The organism is Amycolatopsis decaplanina DSM 44594 (assembly GCF_000342005.1).
GTDB classification, from domain to species: Bacteria; Actinomycetota; Actinomycetes; order Mycobacteriales; family Pseudonocardiaceae; genus Amycolatopsis; species Amycolatopsis decaplanina.
This window is the reverse complement of the sequence record NZ_AOHO01000074.1, coordinates 128,442-145,246: the sequence shown is the minus strand read 5'-3', so window position 1 is coordinate 145,246 and position 16,805 is coordinate 128,442. Positions and strand designations below refer to the sequence as shown.

Annotated in this window: 17 protein-coding genes; 7 read left to right on the top strand and 10 right to left on the bottom strand. The window is 71.4% G+C overall.

What is annotated here, in order from left to right; genetic code table 11:
* Positions 1–28: 28 nt before the first annotated feature.
* Genes H074_RS30905 through H074_RS30890 form a run of 4 tightly spaced genes read right to left on the bottom strand, consistent with a single transcriptional unit; the run spans position 29 to position 3,658 of the window.
* Positions 29–772 carry a cobalt-precorrin-6A reductase gene (locus H074_RS30905; protein ID WP_039923810.1) on the bottom strand — a complete coding sequence of 248 codons (744 nt, stop codon included), beginning with the start codon at positions 770–772 and terminating at the stop codon, positions 29–31.
* A complete protein-coding gene (locus H074_RS30900) occupies positions 769–1,764 on the bottom strand; it encodes a Gfo/Idh/MocA family protein (RefSeq protein ID WP_007034012.1) in 996 nt (331 codons plus the stop codon). The genes H074_RS30905 and H074_RS30900 overlap by 4 nt, the downstream gene beginning before the upstream one ends.
* Positions 1,761–2,522: a precorrin-4 C(11)-methyltransferase gene (cobM, locus tag H074_RS30895; RefSeq protein ID WP_039923716.1), complete on the bottom strand. Its 762-nt coding sequence runs from the start codon at positions 2,520–2,522 to the stop codon at positions 1,761–1,763. Before cobM ends, H074_RS30900 begins: the two co-directional genes overlap by 4 nt.
* The gene (locus tag H074_RS30890) at positions 2,519–3,658 is read right to left on the bottom strand and encodes a bifunctional cobalt-precorrin-7 (C(5))-methyltransferase/cobalt-precorrin-6B (C(15))-methyltransferase (protein WP_007034010.1); all 1,140 of its coding nucleotides are present in this window, start codon (positions 3,656–3,658) and stop codon (positions 2,519–2,521) included. The genes cobM and H074_RS30890 overlap by 4 nt, the downstream gene beginning before the upstream one ends.
* Positions 3,659–3,719: 61 nt before the next feature.
* Here H074_RS30890 and H074_RS30885 point away from each other — a divergent pair, with 61 nt between their 5' ends.
* The 4 genes from H074_RS30885 to cobC are packed head-to-tail and all read left to right on the top strand — an operon-like array spanning position 3,720 to position 8,632.
* Positions 3,720–5,681 (top strand): putative cobaltochelatase, encoded by a 1,962-nt coding sequence (locus tag H074_RS30885; protein WP_007034009.1) that lies wholly within the window; start codon positions 3,720–3,722, stop codon positions 5,679–5,681.
* Positions 5,681–6,295, top strand: a complete 615-nt coding sequence (gene cobO, locus H074_RS30880) for a cob(I)yrinic acid a,c-diamide adenosyltransferase (protein ID WP_007034008.1) — start codon at positions 5,681–5,683, stop codon at positions 6,293–6,295. The genes H074_RS30885 and cobO overlap by 1 nt, the downstream gene beginning before the upstream one ends.
* Positions 6,289–7,623 (top strand): cobyrinic acid a,c-diamide synthase CobB, encoded by a 1,335-nt coding sequence (locus H074_RS30875; protein ID WP_007034007.1) that lies wholly within the window; start codon positions 6,289–6,291, stop codon positions 7,621–7,623. The genes cobO and H074_RS30875 overlap by 7 nt, the downstream gene beginning before the upstream one ends.
* A complete protein-coding gene (cobC, locus tag H074_RS30870) occupies positions 7,616–8,632 on the top strand; it encodes an Rv2231c family histidinol phosphate aminotransferase CobC (RefSeq protein ID WP_007034006.1) in 1,017 nt (338 codons plus the stop codon). The genes H074_RS30875 and cobC overlap by 8 nt, the downstream gene beginning before the upstream one ends.
* 183 nt (positions 8,633–8,815) lie before the next feature.
* On the opposite strand, the gene H074_RS30865 is transcribed toward cobC, so the two are convergent.
* Genes H074_RS30865 through H074_RS30855 form a run of 3 tightly spaced genes read right to left on the bottom strand, consistent with a single transcriptional unit; the run spans position 8,816 to position 11,195 of the window.
* On the bottom strand, positions 8,816–9,562 hold the full coding sequence (locus tag H074_RS30865) for an adenosylcobinamide-GDP ribazoletransferase (protein WP_007034005.1): 747 nt from the start codon (positions 9,560–9,562) through the stop codon (positions 8,816–8,818).
* Positions 9,559–10,578 (bottom strand): nicotinate-nucleotide--dimethylbenzimidazole phosphoribosyltransferase, encoded by a 1,020-nt coding sequence (gene cobT, locus H074_RS30860; protein WP_007034004.1) that lies wholly within the window; start codon positions 10,576–10,578, stop codon positions 9,559–9,561. The genes H074_RS30865 and cobT overlap by 4 nt, the downstream gene beginning before the upstream one ends.
* Before the next feature lie 11 nt (positions 10,579–10,589).
* Positions 10,590–11,195, bottom strand: a complete 606-nt coding sequence (locus tag H074_RS30855; RefSeq protein ID WP_007034003.1) for a bifunctional adenosylcobinamide kinase/adenosylcobinamide-phosphate guanylyltransferase — start codon at positions 11,193–11,195, stop codon at positions 10,590–10,592.
* Between the two features lie 36 nt (positions 11,196–11,231).
* Here H074_RS30855 and H074_RS30850 point away from each other — a divergent pair, with 36 nt between their 5' ends.
* The gene (locus H074_RS30850; protein ID WP_007034002.1) at positions 11,232–12,164 is read left to right on the top strand and encodes a cobalamin biosynthesis protein; all 933 of its coding nucleotides are present in this window, start codon (positions 11,232–11,234) and stop codon (positions 12,162–12,164) included.
* The gene (locus tag H074_RS30845) at positions 12,161–13,621 is read left to right on the top strand and encodes a cobyric acid synthase (protein ID WP_007034001.1); all 1,461 of its coding nucleotides are present in this window, start codon (positions 12,161–12,163) and stop codon (positions 13,619–13,621) included. Before H074_RS30850 ends, H074_RS30845 begins: the two co-directional genes overlap by 4 nt.
* Positions 13,622–13,662: 41 nt before the next feature.
* On the opposite strand, the gene H074_RS30840 is transcribed toward H074_RS30845, so the two are convergent.
* On the bottom strand, positions 13,663–14,430 hold the full coding sequence (locus H074_RS30840; protein ID WP_007034000.1) for a CbtA family protein: 768 nt from the start codon (positions 14,428–14,430) through the stop codon (positions 13,663–13,665).
* A 14-nt stretch (positions 14,431–14,444) separates the two neighbouring features.
* On the bottom strand, positions 14,445–14,651 hold the full coding sequence (locus tag H074_RS30835; protein WP_005162643.1) for a CbtB domain-containing protein: 207 nt from the start codon (positions 14,649–14,651) through the stop codon (positions 14,445–14,447).
* 293 nt (positions 14,652–14,944) lie between these two features.
* Between H074_RS30835 and H074_RS30830 the strand changes: the two genes are divergently transcribed.
* Entirely contained in the window at positions 14,945–15,841 is an 897-nt protein-coding gene (locus H074_RS30830; protein ID WP_007033999.1) for an ROK family protein, read from the top strand.
* A gap of 162 nt (positions 15,842–16,003) precedes the next feature.
* Here H074_RS30830 and H074_RS30825 read toward each other — a convergent pair whose 3' ends face one another.
* Complete coding sequence (locus H074_RS30825; protein WP_007033998.1) at positions 16,004–16,789, bottom strand: DeoR/GlpR family DNA-binding transcription regulator; 786 nt, start codon at positions 16,787–16,789, stop codon at positions 16,004–16,006.
* Between the last annotated feature and the right edge of the window lie 16 nt (positions 16,790–16,805).

Genomic DNA, 16,805 nt, shown 5'->3' with positions numbered 1-16,805 from the left:
CAACGCTAACGGGTCTGGTCCGAACGGCTTACGCAGGGCTGCCCTTCGTCTCGCGGCCGATCCAGGTTATAGCGCCCTGAACTGTCGTTACGCTGGCCGTTTCCGGCCGTCGCGGCCGCCGGACGACGACCACCGGAAGACCGAGCTCGCGGGCCGCGGTGAGCTTCGCGGCGGTCATCGCGCCACCGCTGTCCTTGGTGACGAGGACCTCGACGCCGTGCCGCTCCATGAGCGCGCGTTCCTTCTCCACCGTGTACGGCCCGCGGTCGAGCAGGACTTCGTGACGGCGGGGGAGCGGCGCCTCGGGCGGGTCGACGCAGCGGATCAGGAACCAGAGGCCGAGCCCGGCGAAGGCGCCGAGTCCTTGACGTCCGCTGGTGAGGAACACGCGTTCGCCGAGTGCCGGGAGCAGCCGCGCGGCGTGGCCGAGGTCGTCGGCCCAGTGCCAGGTGTCGCCAGGCTGTTCGGTCCAGCCGGGCCTGGCGAGCCTGAGCAGCGGCGTGCCCGTCGCGCGGGCGGCTTCCGCCGCGTTGGCGCCGATGCGTTCGGCGAAGGGATGCGTGGCGTCGATCACCGCGTCGATGTCGTTCTCGGTCAGCCAGCGCGCGAGACCTTCCGGGCCGCCGAAGCCGCCGACGCGGACTTCGCCGTCGGGCAGCTTCGGGCGCGCGACGCGGCCCGCGAGCGACGACACGACGTGCTCGCCGCGCGCCACCAGTTCCTTCGCGAGCTCGCGTGCTTCGCCGGTGCCGCCCAGGATCAGCAGCGTCATCGGGCCACGGCCGCGCGCCACCGTTCGAGCGTGCGCAGGTTCGCGAGCGTCTCGGCCCAGGTGAGTTCGGGCGCTTGCCGGTCGTCGAGATGCGTGGCGACGTGGTCGGCTTCGCGAGCGAAGAGTCCTTGAGTCGCCTCGACTTCGATCACCTCGGACTCGCCGCCTTCCGGCGTGAGGACGATCTGCGAGGTCTTCGGCCTGCGCATTTCGTGGATCCACGCCGGCTTCGGCACGTACAGCTGCCCTTCCGATCCGTACACGCGGATGTGATCGTCCTGAGTCAGCTGGAAACCGCAGGCCAGTTGCGCGAGGATCCCGCCCGGCAGCCGCAGCAGCCCGAACGCGACCTCGTCGACGCCGTTCTCGTCGAGCCTCGCCATCCCGAGCACTTCTTCGGGCTCGACGACGTCCTGTCCGGTCGCCGCCTGCGAGACCAGCCGCGCGAGTGACGTGCAGTAACAGCCGACGTCGAAGATCCCGCCGCCGCCCAGCGCGGGATCGGTGAGCCGGGGGACGGCAAAGTTGTAGCTGAAGGCGACGTCCACGGCGCGGACCTCGCCGATGGCACCGCAGGAGATCAGCTCGGCCAGTCGCCGGATCTGCGGATGCAGCCGGTACATGAACGCCTCCATGAGGAAGACGTCGTTGGCGCGGGCGGCTTCGATGACCTTCTCGGCCTCGGCGACGGACATCGTGAGCGGCTTCTCGCACAGGATGTGCTTGCCCGCTTCGGCCGCGCGGATCGCCCATTCGCCGTGCAGCGGGTGCGGCGTCGAGATGTAGATCGCGTCGACGTCCGGATCGGCGAGCAGGTCTTCGTAGGCGCCGTAGCATTTCGGGATCTCGAAGCGGCTCGCGAACTCGGCCGCCCGGTCACCGGACCGCGCGGCGACGGCTTCGAGGACACCGTGCTTGCTTTCTTCGACACCCGCCGCGAACTCGGCGGCGATCGTCCCGGCGGCCAGCAGGCCCCAGCGCAGACTCTTCACAAGGACTCCGGTTGATTGGCGCGATCACGGGTGGCCGAGTAGAGAAAGCTATCGGGAAATCCTTCAGCCGCGAGGACTTCTCCGACGAAGATCATCGCCGCGCGGCTGATCCCGGCCTCGCGGGACTGGGCGGCGATGGTGCCGAGGGTGCCGCGGAGCACCCGCTCACCCGGCTGACTCGCCAGCGCGACGACCGCCGCCGGACTGTCCTTTGTATAAAAGGGCAGCAATTCGTCGACTACTTGCTCGATGCGGTTGATCGCCAGATGCAGCGCGAGTGTGGTGCCGGTGCGCGCGAAGTTCGCCAGCGTTTCCCCCGGCGGCATGGCCGTGGACCGGGCTTGGGCGCGGGTGATGACCAGGCTCTGGCCGACCTCCGGCACGGTCAGTTCGCGGTTGAGCAGCGCGGCGGCGGCGGCGAACGCGGGCACGCCCGGCGTGACGTCGTAGGGAACGCCGGCCGCGTCGAGACGGCGCATCTGCTCGGCGACCGCGCTGTAGATCGACGGATCGCCCGAGCACAGCCGTGCGATCTCGTGGCCCTTCTCGTGGGCCTCGACCATGCGCGCGACGATCGCGGGCAGGTCGAGGTTCGCGGTGTCGATGAGCGTCGCGTCGTCCGGGCAGTACGCCAAGAGCGCTGTCGGCGTCATGCTGCCGGGGTACAGGCAGGTTTCGCAGCGGCCGAGCAGGTCACGGCCCCGGACGGTGATGAGGTCGGCCGCGCCGGGACCGGCTCCGATGAAGTGCACTGTCAAGGTTTGCTCCATTGGGTCACGGCTCGCGCCGGGGTCCAGCCGGTGAACCCGCCCAGCGGCGCCGCCTGTTCGACGCCGACGCGGATCAGCTCCCCGCCGTGTTCGCCGTACGCGCGGGCGAGGGCTTGTTCGGATTCGAGGGTCACGCCGTGCGCGACGATCCGTGCGCCGGTCGCCAGGCAGGCGTCCAGGACACCGGGCACGGTCAGCCCGCCGCCGACGAAGATCGCGTGCGGCCTGGCCAGTCCTTCGAGTGCTTCGGGCGCCGCCCCGATCACCACGTCGAGTTCCGGGACGCCGAGCGCGTGCGCGTTCCGGGTGATCCGGGCGGCTCGCTCCGGGAGGCGTTCGATCGCGATCGCCCGGTTCAGCGGATGCACGCGGGACCACTCGATCCCGACGCTGCCCGCTCCAGCGCCGACGTCCCACAGCAGTTCGCCCGGCGACGGAGCGAGCCTGGCCAGCGCGGACGCGCGGAGGTCGCGTTTGGTGAGCTGGCCGGCGTGCTCGAAGGCGTCGTCCGGCAGGCCGGTCAGCGGCAGCGCCGGGCCGTCGGCCTCGATGGCGAACACGGTCAGCGAGCCGGGGCCGACACGTTCGTCGGGGCCGCCGAGGTCGGACAGCGCGGTGACGCGGCTCTTGCCGTAGCCGCGGGCTTTGAGCAGGCCGAGCAGGTCTTCGGCGTTCGCGCCGAGGACGAGGATCCTCCGCCCCGGTGCGAGCGCGCGGCTCACCCGCGCGATCGCGCGGCCGACGACCGTGACCACCTCGGTCTCCTCGGCCGACCAGCCGAGCCTCGCGCGGGCGAGCGTCACCGACGACAGCGCGGGCAGGACCTCGACGTCGTAGCCGCGCTGGATCAGCGTCGTGCCGATGCCGGACAACAGCGGATCGCCGCTGGCCAGCACGCAGACACGGCCTTCCCGCTCGGCGAGGAAGTCGTCCAGGCCGGGAAGGAGCGGGCTCGGCCAGGGCGCGGTTTTCATCCCGGCCGGCAGGTACGCGAGCTGACGCGGCGAGCCCACGACCACGTCGGCGTTCAACACCGCTTCCCTGGCCTGCGAGGACAGACCGGGCCAGCCGTCGGTCCCGATCCCGACGACCGTCAGGGGTGATTTTTCGCGCACGCTCGTCACGTTAGATGACGGATTTCCTGTGCGATGATCGGCCGGACGTCGTCGAGGATGAGGGAGAGCTGTGAAGCCGTACCCGTTCACCGCCGTTGTGGGGATGCCGGATCTGCGCCTGGCGCTGGTGCTTTCCTCCATCTCGCCCGCCGTCGGCGGGGTGCTCGTGCGCGGCGAGAAGGGCACGGCGAAATCCACGATGGTGCGCGCGCTGGCCGGCCTGCTGCCCGGCGTCGACGTCGTGGACGCGTGCCGGTTCTCCTGCGATCCCGTCGAACCCGATCCGGCCTGCCCGGACGGCCCGCACGCCGAAGGCCCGCCCGCCCACCGCCGTCCAGCGCGGCTGGTGGAACTGCCGGTCGGCGCGGCCGAAGACCGCGTGATCGGCTCGCTGAACCTGGAACGCGCGCTCGCCGACGGCGTCACCGACTTCCAGCCCGGTCTGCTCGCGGCCGCGCATCGCGGACTGCTGTACGTGGACGAGGTCAACCTCCTGCACGACCACCTGGTCGACACGCTGCTCGACGCCGCCGCCATGGGACGTGCGACGGTCGAACGCGAGGGCGTCTCGGTATCGCACGCCGCCCGGTTCGTCCTGATCGGCACGATGAACCCGGAGGAAGGCGAACTGCGGCCGCAGTTGCTGGACCGCTTCGGGCTCACCGTCGAGGTCGCGTCCAGCCGGGATCCCGAACTGCGGGTCGAGGTCGTCCGGCGGCGGCTCGCCTACGAAGCGGATCCCGACGGTTTCGCCGGCCAGTACGCCGCGGCCGACGCCGAACTCGCCGCGGACATCGAGGCGGCGCAACGGCTTCTGCCGTCGGTCAAACTGCCGGACGACGCGCTGCGGCAGATCGCCGAGGTCTGTGCCTCCTTCGAGGTCGACGGCATGCGCGCGGACATCGTGACCGCGCGGACCGCGGTCGCGCACGCCGCCTGGGCCGGGCGGACCGAGGTGACCACCGAGGACGTCCGGGTCGCGGCCCGGCTCGCGCTGCCGCACCGTCGTCGCCGGAATCCCTTCGACGCGCCCGGGATCTCCGAAGAGCAGTTGGAGCAGGCGCTGCAGGACGCCGAGCCCGAAGGACCCGGTCCTGACGATGACGGCCCAGGCTCGGGCACCCCGCCTCCTTCCTCGGAAGGCGACACGTCGTCGTCGGAGGGCGGCCAAGAGCCTTCGGGTGGCGGCCAGAGCGGTGGTGACCAGAAGCCTGTCGGTGCCGGTGAAGCCTTCCGTGCCAGGCGTTTCGAGGTGAAAGGCACCGGTGAGGGCGCCGCCGGGCGACGGTCCAGGGCGATCACCGACAACGGCCGGACCATCGGCGTCCAGCCCGCCGGGACCAAGGACGGGCATCCGCATCTGCTCGCGACCGTGCGCGCGGCCGCGCCGCATCAGCGGTCTCGCGGCCGCAGCGGCGCCGGACTCGTGGTGCGGCCCCAGGACCTGCGGTTCGCGCGGCGGGAAGGGCGCGAGGGCAACCTGGTGCTGTTCTGCGTCGACGCGTCCGGCTCGATGGGCGCACGTCAGCGGATGCGCGAGGTCAAGACCGCCGTGCTGTCGTTGCTGCTCGACGCCTACCAGCGTCGCGACAAGGTGGGCCTGGTGACCTTCCGCGCCTCCGGCGCCGAACTCGCGCTTCCGCCGACCATCAGCGTCGACGCCGCCGCGTCCCGTTTGGACGGTCTCGCAACTGGTGGCAGGACACCACTGGCGGAGGGACTCCTTGAAGCGGCTCGGGTCCTGCGGATCGAAGCGGTCCGTGATCCGTTGCGGCGTCCGCTGCTCGTCGTCGTCACCGACGGCCGCGCGACCAGCGGCGCCGACGCCGTCCAGCGCGCGCGGCAGGCGGCCGGGCTGCTGGCCGGAAACGTCACCTCGATCGTGATGGACTGCGAGAGCGGGAAGATGCGCCTCGGGCTCGCCGCCGAACTGGCGGAACACCTCGGCGCCGAACACGTCCCGGTCGCCGAGGTCGCCGCGGACACCTTGGCCGGTGCCGTCCGTACACGTATCTCCGGGAGGGCCGCGTAATGCCACAGGGCAAACCGGAAACGGTGCCGAACGACGGGCTCACCACCCGTCAGCGCCGCAACCGCCCGCTGCTCGCCGTGCACACCGGCGAGATGAAGGGCAAGTCCACGGCCGCGTTCGGGATGGCGTTGCGCGCGTGGAACCAGGGCTGGTCGATCGGCGTGTTCCAGTTCGTCAAGTCGGCGAAGTGGCGCGTCGGCGAGGAAGCCGCGTTCCGCGCGCTCGGCAAGCTGCACGAGGAGACCGGTCAGGGCGGACCGGTCGAATGGCACAAGATGGGCGAAGGCTGGAGCTGGGCGCGCAAGTCCGGCTCCGAAGAGGACCACGCCGCCAACGCCCGTGAGGGCTGGGCCGAGATCAAACGCCGTCTCGCCGCCGAGACCCACGACTTCTACGTGCTCGACGAGTTCAGCTATCTGCTCAAATGGGGCTGGCTCGAAGTGGACGACGTCGTCTCGGCGCTGAGCGGACGTCCCGGTCACCAGCATGTGGTGATCACCGGCCGGTACGCGCCGCCGGAGCTGATCGACGCGGCGGATCTGGTCACCGAGATGACCAAGGTGAAGCACCCGATGGACGCCGGGCAAAAAGGCCAGCGAGGCATCGAATGGTGAATCGCGTGGTCATCGCCGCGCCCGGCTCCGGGCACGGCAAGACCACGATCGCCGCGGGCGTGATGGCGGCGTTGCGGGCGCGGGGGCTGAAGGTGTCCGGGCACAAGGTCGGCCCCGACTTCATCGACCCGAGCTACCACGCCCTCGCCACCGGACGGCCCCCGCGCAACCTCGACCCGTTCCTCCAAGGCGAGGACCGGCTGATCCCGTTGCTGCGGCACGGTTCCGCCGGTGCCGACATCGCGGTCATCGAAGGCGTGATGGGCCTGTTCGACGGGGCTCTCGGCACCGAGGGGTACGCCTCGACGGCGCACGTCGCGCGGCTGCTGGACGCGCCGGTGGTGCTCGTGGTGGACGCCTCGGCCGCGTCGCGCAGTGTCGCCGCGACCGTCCTGGGGTTCGCGCAGTACGACACCCGCGTCCGGCTCGCCGGCGTCATTCTCAACAAACTGGGCTCGCAGCGGCACGCGGACGAGATCGTCACCGCGCTGGAAGCGACCGGCGTCCCGCTGCTGGGCACGTTGTACCGCAACGAAGAGATCCACGCGCCCAGCCGTCACCTCGGGCTGGTCCCGGCGGCGGAACGGGCGAGCGAGTCGGAACGGCTGCTGCCGGAACTGGCCGCCTGGATCAGTGAGGGAGTGGACCTCGGCGCCGTCGTACAGGTCGCCCGATCCGCTTCCCGGCTTTCGGGGGAGCCTTGGCGGCCTCCGCTCGGTCATGACGGGCGGCGTTCGATCGTCGCCGCCGCGGCCGGCCCGGCGTTCACCTTCCGCTACACCGAGGCCGTCGAACTGCTCGCCGCCGCCGGTGTCGACGTCGTCGAGATGGATCCCTTGCAGGACAAGGAACTTCCCGAGGGCTGCGCCGGGCTGTACTTCGGCGGCGGCTTCCCCGAGGTGCACGCCGAAGAACTGTCGGCGAACGTCCCGCTGCGGACGGCGGTCGCGCGGGCCGTCGGCGACGGAATGCCCGTCGTGGCGGAATGCGCGGGACTGCTGTACCTGTGCCAGGACATCGACGGGGCACCGATGACCGGCGTCCTCGACGCCTCGGCCACCATGACGAAACGCGGGAAACTCGGCTACCGCAAGGCTTTCTCGCCCGCCGACACCGTGCTGACCGTCGCCGGGCAACGCGTCACCGGTCACGAATTCCACCGCACGGTCATCGAACCCGGCAGCGGCCCGACACCGGCCTGGGGCTGGGACCGCAGACCCGACGGCTTCGCGTCGGCGTCACTGCACGCTTCCTACCTGCACGTCCACTGGGCGGGCTATCCCGAACTCGCCGAGCGGTTCGCCGCCGCGGTGCGCGCCCATGGCTGACTACGACCTCTGGCATCACGGCGATCGCGAAGTCGGCGAAGGACTCGTCGACCTCGCGGTCAACGTCCGCCTCCCGGCGCCGCCCGCTTGGCTGCGCGCCGAGCTGGCGGCGGCCTTGGCCGACCTGGCCGCCTATCCGGACGTCACCGCCGCCACGGCCGCGGTCGCCGCCCGGCACTCGTTGCCCGAGTCCCAGGTCTTGGTGACCTCCGGCGCGGCCGAGGCCTTCACGTTGCTGGCCACGGCGTTGCGGCCGTCCCACGCGGTTGTCGTGCACCCGCAGTTCACCGAACCCGAAGCCGCTTTGCGTGCGGCCGGTCATCCCGTGCACCGGGTGTTGTCGTCGCCCGACGACGGATTCCGGCTGGGCGATGTCCCGGAGGAGGCGGACCTGGTCTTCGTCGGGAACCCCACGAACCCGACTTCCGTGCTGCACCCGGCCGCGGACCTGATCGCGCTGGGGCGTCCCGGTCGCCTGGTCGTCGTCGACGAGGCCTTCCTCGACGCCGTCCCCGGCGAGACCGAAAGCGTTGCGGGACAACCTGGTTTCGTCGTCCTTCGCAGTCTGACGAAGACCTGGGGGATCGCCGGACTGCGCGCCGGATACGTCCTGGCGGACGAGTCCGTTGTGGACAGTCTGCGCGCGGTCCAGCCCCCGTGGTCGGTGTCGACACTCGCCGCCGTCGCCGTGGTGGCGTGCTGCCGTCCGGCCGCCCTGGAGGAAGCCGAAAAGCTGGCGGTGGCGGCTGAAGCGGATCGGGAGTACCTGGTTTCGGGCCTGGCCGCGATGGGCGTCGAGGTGCTGGGGGAACCTCGGGGACCTTTCGTGCTCGTGCGGCTTCCCGGCGCCGACAGCGTCCGGGAACGGTTGCGGGAGAACGGCTTCGCCGTCCGCCGTGGGGACACCTTCCCGGGGCTGGATACGCGGTACCTGCGGATCGCCGTCCGGGATCGGGAAACTGTGGACCGATTCCTGGCCGCCCTGGCAGCTGTGCTGCAGTCTCCTTGAGAAGCGCCGCGAAGTCGGCATGCAACGAAGGCGTGACTCACGTGCTCAGACACGGAACTCACGTGCTCAGGAACGGAACTCACGTGACTGGATGCCGCACTCGAAGGTGCGCCCTCCGCACACGCGAATCACGTCTCTGAGCTCGCGAGATCCGTCTCTGAGCACGCGAGTCACGGGCAGCCCTCAGAACGACAAAGCCAGCAAGACCCCCGCGACGGCGACCTCGACACAGCCGCCGAGCACGTCACCGGTGACCCCGCCCAGCCGTTGGACACACCGTGCCAGCAGCGCCGACGCGGCCAGATACCCCAGCGTCACCGCGAGCAGCCCTCGCCACCACGGAAACACCAGCGCCGCCGCGCCCGCGAGCACGGCGAACACCACCGCCGCCGTCCACACCGGGACCGAACCGGCGACGGTCGCGCCCAGCCCTTCCGGCCGTGCCGAGGGGACGCCGCGCGCACAGCACAGCGAGAGCACCCCGCGTCCGGCGATGACCGCCGCCGCGGCCGCCGCGATCCCGTGCCCGGCCGAGATCGCCCCGGCCAGCGCGCCGGCCTGCACGAGCAGCACCAGCACCAGGGTCGCGATCCCGGTCGGCCCGGAATCCCCGCGCCGCATGACCTCCAGCGCCCGCGCGCGGTCGTACGAAGCGCCGAGCCCGTCGGCCGTGTCGGCGAGCCCGTCCAGATGAAGCCCGCGACTGCCCAGCGCCACCACGCCCAACGCGAGCGCGGCCGAGGCGAAAGCGGGCAGGCCGGCCAACTCACCGAGAAAGACGATCATCGAGGCGGCGGCAGCGAGCGGTACGACGGCGAGCGGGGCGAGAACCATCGCGCCGCCCGCCACCCGCCGGTCGATCAGTCCCGGCGCCGGCACCCTGACGGTGGTCAAGGTGCCGACGGCCATCCTCAACGCGTCGGCGATCAAGCCAGATCCGCCAGTAGGCCCATGTCCGCGAGGACCGCCCGCGCCGCCCTCAGCGTCGGGACCGCCTGCACGGCGCCGCTGCCCTCGCCGAGCCTCAGCCCGAGGTCGAGGATCGGCTCAAGCCCGAGTGCCTTCAACGCGTACGCCTGCGACGGCTCGGTCGACCGGTGCCCGGCCAGCCACCACTGTTCGGCGCCCGGCGCGATCTCGCGGGCGACGAGCGCCGCGGCCCCGGAGAACACGCCGTCGAGCAGCACCGGAACCCCACGGACCGCGGCCTGCACGAGAAAGCCCGCCGTCGCGGCGAGACAAGCGCTGCCGAGCGCGGTCAGCACCGCGAAGGGATCCTTCACCGCTCCGGCCCTGGCCAACGCGGCCTCGACGACCGCGACCTTCCGCGCGCGCCCGTCCTCGTCGATCCCGGTGCCCGTGCCGACGACCTCTTCCGCCACCAGGCCGAGCACCGAGGCGACCACGGCCGCGCAGATCGTCGTGTTGCCGATCCCCATGTCGCCCGGGATGAGCAGATCCGCGCCGCCGTCGATCTCCTCGTCCGCGATCGCCAGCCCGTGCTCGAACGCCGTCCGCGCCTCGCCCTCGGCGAGCGCGTCTTCGACGTCGATCGCGCCGGAACCCCGCCGGACCTTGTGCGCGGTGACCTCGGCGGGCACGTCCGCGCCGTCCCAGTCCACCGCGATGTCCAGCACCCGCACCTTCGCCCCGGCGAGCCCGGCCAGCACGCTGACACCGCTCTTCCCGGCGAGGAACACCCGGACCATCGCCGCGGTGACCTCACGCGGATACGCCGACATACCGGAAACCCCGTGGTCACCGGCGAAGACGACCACGCGGACGTCGTCGAGCGGCCGCGGTGGCACGACGCCGTGCGCCGCGCTGAGCCAGGCGGCCAGGTCTTCGAGCCGTCCGAGTGAACCCAGCGGCTTGACCAGGCCGTCCAGTCTGGTGCGCGCGGCGGCTTCGGCGGCGGCGTCCGGGGTGGGGATGGCGAAAGGCATCGGCAGGCTCCCTAGGGCAGATCGAGCATCCGTCCGGCGACGACCAGCACGGTCCGGTCGGACACGGCGGAGACCCGGTTGTTCAGCGCGCCCAGCACATCACGGAACACGCGTCCGGACACCGTCGCGGGCACCACACCGCTGCCGACCTCGTTGCTGACCGCGATCACCGGTACGTCGGCTTGCGCCCACGCCGCCAGGAAGTCCTCCAGCCGGTCGTCGAGCCGCCGTTCCCAGCCCTTGCGCTGCTCCCAGGCGCCGACCTCGTCGAGCACCCGGCCGATCCAGGTGCCGAGGCAGTCGATGAGCAGCGGATGCGTCGCCGTGCGCAGGACGGTGGCCAGGTCGGTGGTCTCGACCGTCTTCCAGTTGGCGGGCCGTCGCGCGCGGTGCGCGGCCACCCGGGCGGCCCATTCGGGATCTTCGGCGCTCGGCGGAAGTCCGGGCGCGATGTAGGTCAGGTGCGGGTGGCGGGACGCGAGGCCCTCGGCGTGGTGTGACTTCCCAGAGCGGACGCCGCCCAGTATCAGCACCTTGCCATCGTCGCGCGAATAGCGGCGAAGTGCCCGTGCGAGGGTCTCGAGAACCCCCGCGAGGCGATGCGTCAGCTTGGTCATACCCCGCATTCTCGTGCACGCGCTACGGTTCGCCACGTGCCACTCCGACAAGCCGCCACCGCAGCCGGACTCGTTACCGGTTACGTCGCCGACGCCGTGTTCGGAGATCCACGGAGGAGGCACCCGGTCGCGGGCTTCGGCCATGCCGCGCGAGCCCTCGAACAGCGGGTTTACGCCGATTCGAAGGCGCGGGGCGCGGCGTACACCGCGGTCTGCGCGGGCACCGTCACCGGATTGGGGGTCGCGGCCCAGTTCTTGACCCGGAAGCGTCCTTTCGCGAGGTTCGCGCTCACCGCGGCGTCCACTTGGGTGGTTCTGGGCGGCAAGGGGCTCGCGGCCGAGGGCACCCACATGGCCCGGTTGCTCGACGACGGCGACCTGCCCGGCGCGCGGCGGCGGCTTTCGCATCTGTGCGCCCGCGACGCCACCGGCCTCGACACCGGACAACTCGCGCGCGCGACCACCGAGTCCATCGCCGAGAACACCTCGGACGCCGTCGTCGCGCCGCTGCTGTGGGGCGCGGTCGCCGGAATCCCCGGTCTGCTGGGTTATCGCGCGCTCAACACGCTCGACGCGATGGTCGGCTACCGATCGCCGAAGTACGCCGACTTCGGCTGGGCCTCGGCGAGGACGGACGACCTGGTGAATCTGGTGCCGTCCCGCGTCGGCGCCGCACTCACCGTGGCTTCGGCGCCGCTGGCGGGCGGATTCGCCAAAGCCGCGTTCCGGATCTGGCGCCGCGACGGAAAGCACCATCCGAGCCCCAACGCGGGCCAGGTCGAGGCCGCTTTCGCCGGCGCGCTCGGGATCAGGCTGGGCGGGACGAACAGCTACGACGGACGCACCGAACGCCGCGGCGTCCTCGGCGACGGCCGCGAGCCGGAACCGGTGGACGTGCGCCGCGCGGTCCGGCTGTCGAGAGTGGTCGGTCTCGCCGCGCTCGCCGTCGCGGTGGCGGTCACGCGGTGAGCGGCCTGCTCGTCGCGGGGACGACGTCGGACGCCGGCAAGAGCCTGGTCACCGCCGCGTTGTGCCGATGGCTCGCGCGCCGGGGCGTGCGGGTCGCACCGTTCAAGTCCCAGAACATGTCGAACAACTCGATGGTCTGCGCGGACGGCGCCGAGATCGGCCGCGCGCAATGGCTGCAGGCGCGGGCCGCCCGCGTCGAACCCGAAGCCGCGATGAACCCGGTACTGCTGAAACCCGGGAGCGATCGCCGCAGCCACGTCGTCGCGCTCGGGAAACCGTTCGGCACGCTGGAAGCGGGGGAGTACGCGACGGGCCGGGCCGGGCTCGCCGAGATCGCCTTCGACACCTTCGCCTCGCTGCGAAGGCGCTTCGACGTCGTGCTGTGCGAAGGCGCGGGTAGCCCGGCCGAGATCAACCTGCGCGAAGGCGATTACGTCAACATGGGGCTGGCTCGGCGCTTCGGCCTGCCCGTGGTCGTCGTCGGCGACATCGACCGCGGCGGTGTCATGGCCGCGATGTTCGGCACCCTCGCCCTGCTGTCCGCCGAAGACCAGGCGCTGGTTTCGGGCTGGCTGGTCAACAAGTTCCGCGGTGACGTGGGCCTGCTGCGGCCGGGACTGGAGACGCTGGAGAAGCTCACCGGCCGCGAGGTCTTCGGCGTGCTGCCCTGGCTCGACCAGGTGTGGATCGACTCGGAGGACGCGCTGGCCGCCGCGGGCTGGGGCGCTTCGGGCGGGTCTCTGCGGATCGCCGTCGTGCGGTTCCCCCGCGCCTCCAACGCGACCGACGTCGACGCGCTCGCCGCCGAGCCCGGGGTCTCGGTCGCGCTGACCGCCGATCCGGACACGGTCCTTTCCGCCGACGTGGTGATCCTGCCGGGTTCCCGCGCGACCGTGGACGACCTGGCGTGGCTGCGTGCGCGCGGCCTGGCGGACGCCGTGCGCAACCGGGCCGGAGCAGGGCGTCCGGTACTGGGGATCTGCGGCGGCTACCAGATGCTGGCCGCCGAGATCGAGGACGACGTCGAATCCGGCGCGGGAACGGTCCCCGGTCTCGGTCTGCTGCCGACGCGCGTCTCGTTCGGTGTGGACAAGGTGCTGGCCCGCCCGTCGGGGGAATGGCGCGGACAACCCGTGGAGGCGTACGAAATCCACCACGGCACCGTGACGGCCACCGGCCCCGCCGAGTCCTTTTTGGATGGATACCGGCACGGCGCGGTGTGGGGCACGATGTGGCACGGAGCCTTCGAGAACGACGGCTTCCGCCGCGCCTGGCTGGGTGAGGTGGCGGACTGGTCACCGGCCGACGGCGCGCCCGGATTCGGCGCGCTCCGGGAGAGCATGCTGGAACGGCTCGCCGACGCCGTCGAGGACCACGTCGACACCGCCCGGCTGCTGCGCCTGATCGAGGACGGTGCCGACAGCGGTCTGCCCTTCGTGCCGCCTGGGGTCTCGTGAGTGGTTAGGACGGTTAGAACCGTCCTAACCACTCACGAGACCTACGCGGTCTTGCCCACCAGGTCCTTCTGGGCCACGGCCTTCTCGGCCAGCGCCCCGAAGACCAGGCCGAGCGCGGTCCAGAGCACCACCTGCGTGCCGACCGAGGCCAGCCGGAAGGTCCACAGTGTGGAACCGGGGAACCCGTCGGGAACCTCGTCGATCGACGGCAACAGCGCCGCCGCCACCGCGATCAGCACGACATACCCACCCGCGGCGATCAGGCCGCCGCGCCAGGCGCCGAGCCTGTCGGCCAGCTTCCGGCCGAACGCGGCGGCGAGGATGCCGATCAGCAGCGAAAGCGCGACGAAACCGAAGTACAGGGAAGTCCGGCTCCCGATCGTGCCCGCCTGCCCGACCGCGGGGGGATTCGCCGGGTACTTCAAGAACGGCACCAGGAACACGACCACGAAGGCGCCGCCGGCGAGGAGCGCCGACGTCACCCGCGGCCGGAGGGTGCCGAGCCGTCCGTAGACGAAGGCGAACGCGAGCGAGTACAGCCCACCGACGGCGACCCCGTACAGGCCGACGCCGGTCAGCAGGCCCACGGTGCTCTGCACGCCACGCGTGACGAGCTCTTCTTCCTCCGCCCCGGCGTCGGCGGGGGCGTGTTCGTGGGCACCCGGAGCACTGTGCGAATGCGCGGCGGTGCCTTCGAGACCGATGGCGGTCTCGACCGAAGGCTCACCGAAGAAGTACGCGAAGAGCGTCGCCAGGACACCGGCGACCAGGCCCGCGAGCATGCCGCGGACCAGCAAGGTCCTCATCATGGGGCGCGTGCCGCCTAGTGGCAGGGGAAGGCCAGCAGGTGCCGGCCGTCGTGGACGAACTCGTGGACGTACGAGTTCGCGAACACCGACACCGCGCCCTGCTCGGCGCTGATGAAGTACAGCGTGATCAGCGAAAGGAGGATGACGAGCACCGCCCAGGGCAGGATCTCGCGGACGGGGATCCGGACGGGGACGGGTACAGCGGCTACCGCTTCGGACATGGCGGTGGGACCTCCTCGGGCTAGCGCGGCCTCTTCAGGGGTGACACGACGGCTCCGGGTCTGGCTTCCCCGATGGCTCGGGGTCACAGTGGCGCGACCGCGCGGAATCTCACCGCGTTCCGGGTGCCGTCGTCTGGCCGGTCGAGCGTAGGTCGCCGCGAAGCGTCCGGTCAATGTGATCGAACCCAATCGGCGCAGGCTCGTTACGCCGGAAGGCCCGCGCGTCCGCCCCTGCCTGGAATCCCTGCCGTCCGCGGCGGGACGCATGCCAAAATCCAGCCATGACACCTACGGTGGCGGCACTCGATGTCGGCGGAACGTCCATCAAGGCGGCCCTGTACGACGCGGACCTGAAGGACCTCGCCAGCCTGCGCGAGCCGACGGCGCGCGGGGCGGACGGCGAGGCGCTCGCGGACCAGGTCGCGCGGATCGTGGAAACGCTGGGCAAGCAGGCGGGGACCGGCACGCCGGATGCCGTCGGCGTCGTCATCCCGGGCATCGTCGACGACGTCGAGCGGGTGGCCCGGTTCTCGGCGAACCTCGACTTCCGGAACGTGCCGTTCGGCGAAATGCTCGACAGCAGGCTGGGGCTGCCGTTCGCGTTCGGGCACGACGTCCGGGCGGGCGGGCTCGCGGAATTCCGCGTCGGCGCGGGCAAGGGCTGCACCGACGCGGCCTTCATCCCGGTCGGCACCGGGATCGCGGCCGCGCTCCAGCTCGACGGGAAGCTGTACGCCGCGGGCGGGCAAGGCGGCGAAATCGGGCATATCGACGTCGGGCACCGGCTGCCGTGCGGCTGCGGCGCGACAGGATGCCTCGAGGCGATCTCCTCCGCGTCGGCCATCGCCCGCCGCTACAGCGAGCACACCGGGCGGCCCGCCGAAGGCGCCGAGCAGGTGGTCGACGCCGCCCGGCACGGTGACGAGGCCGCGATCTCCGTGGTCACCGACGCGCTCGAGGGACTCGGCCACGGCATCAAGACCTTGGTCACCCTGCTCGCGCCCGAGGTCGTCGTCCTCGGTGGCGGACTGTTCACCGCCGGCGACTACGTCCTCGAGCCGGTGCGGGCCTGGCTGGCGGCGAACCTGCAGTTCCAGCGGATGCCCGAACTGCGGATCGCGCAGCTCGGCGACGAGGCGGGCAGGCTCGGTGCGGCCCTGCTGGGGCTGGACCGGCTCAGTGTCCGTTGACGAACCCGCGACCGCGATCGTCGTCGGCAGGACGCTGTCTGGTCGTCCTCGTCGCGGATGCGGCCAGGGCGTCCTGCCACCGCGATAGCGGGGCCTTCGGCCGGGGCGGGTTCGTGCGCGTCCGGTCACTTCTCCGGACACACCTCAGCTCCGCCACGTGGCTCAAGCCTTGACCACCCGCACGCCTTCCTCCTCGAAGGCGTGCACCCGCTCGGGATCCGCGCGGCCGTCGGTGACGAGAACGTCGACGTCGGCCGTCGCGCAGATCTTCGCGAAAGCGTGACCGCCGAGCTTCCCGCTGTCGGCGAGCACGACGACCTGCCGGGCACGGGCCGCCATCAGCCGGTTCGTACTCGCGTCACCCTCGTGGTGCGCCTGCGCGCCGTGCACCGGATCGAAGGCGTCCACCCCGAGGAACACCAGATCCAGCGAGATCTGGTCGAGGAACAGATGCGACAGCGGTCCGGACAGGTCGAACGACTGCTGTCGCGCGACCCCGCCGGTCACCACGATCTTGATATTGGGCCGCACGGCGAGTTCGTGGGCGATGTTGAGCGCGTTCGTCACGACGGTGAGCGACGGTCCACCGGTCGGTTCGCCCATGTCCGGCCGGGTCGCCAGCGCGCGGCCCACTTCGGTGCTCGTGGTGCCGCCGTTGAGGCCGACCACCATGCCCGGATCGACCATTCTGGCCGCGGCGGCGGAAATCCGTTGCTGTTCCGGCGCGTTCCGCGCCGCCTTGTGCCGCAACGGAAGGTCGTAGGCGATGTTGCTCGCGACGGCCCCGCCGCGGGTGCGGACCACGAGATTGCGGCCCGCCAGGTGATCGAGGTCCCGGCGGATCGTCGCGGGGGAGACACCGAGTTCGTCCGCCGAGACCTCGACCTCGACTTTTTCCCGCACTCCCACCATGTCCAATAAAGCCGTCAGCCGTTCATGCCGGTTCATCCGAGCTCCCTCCCCG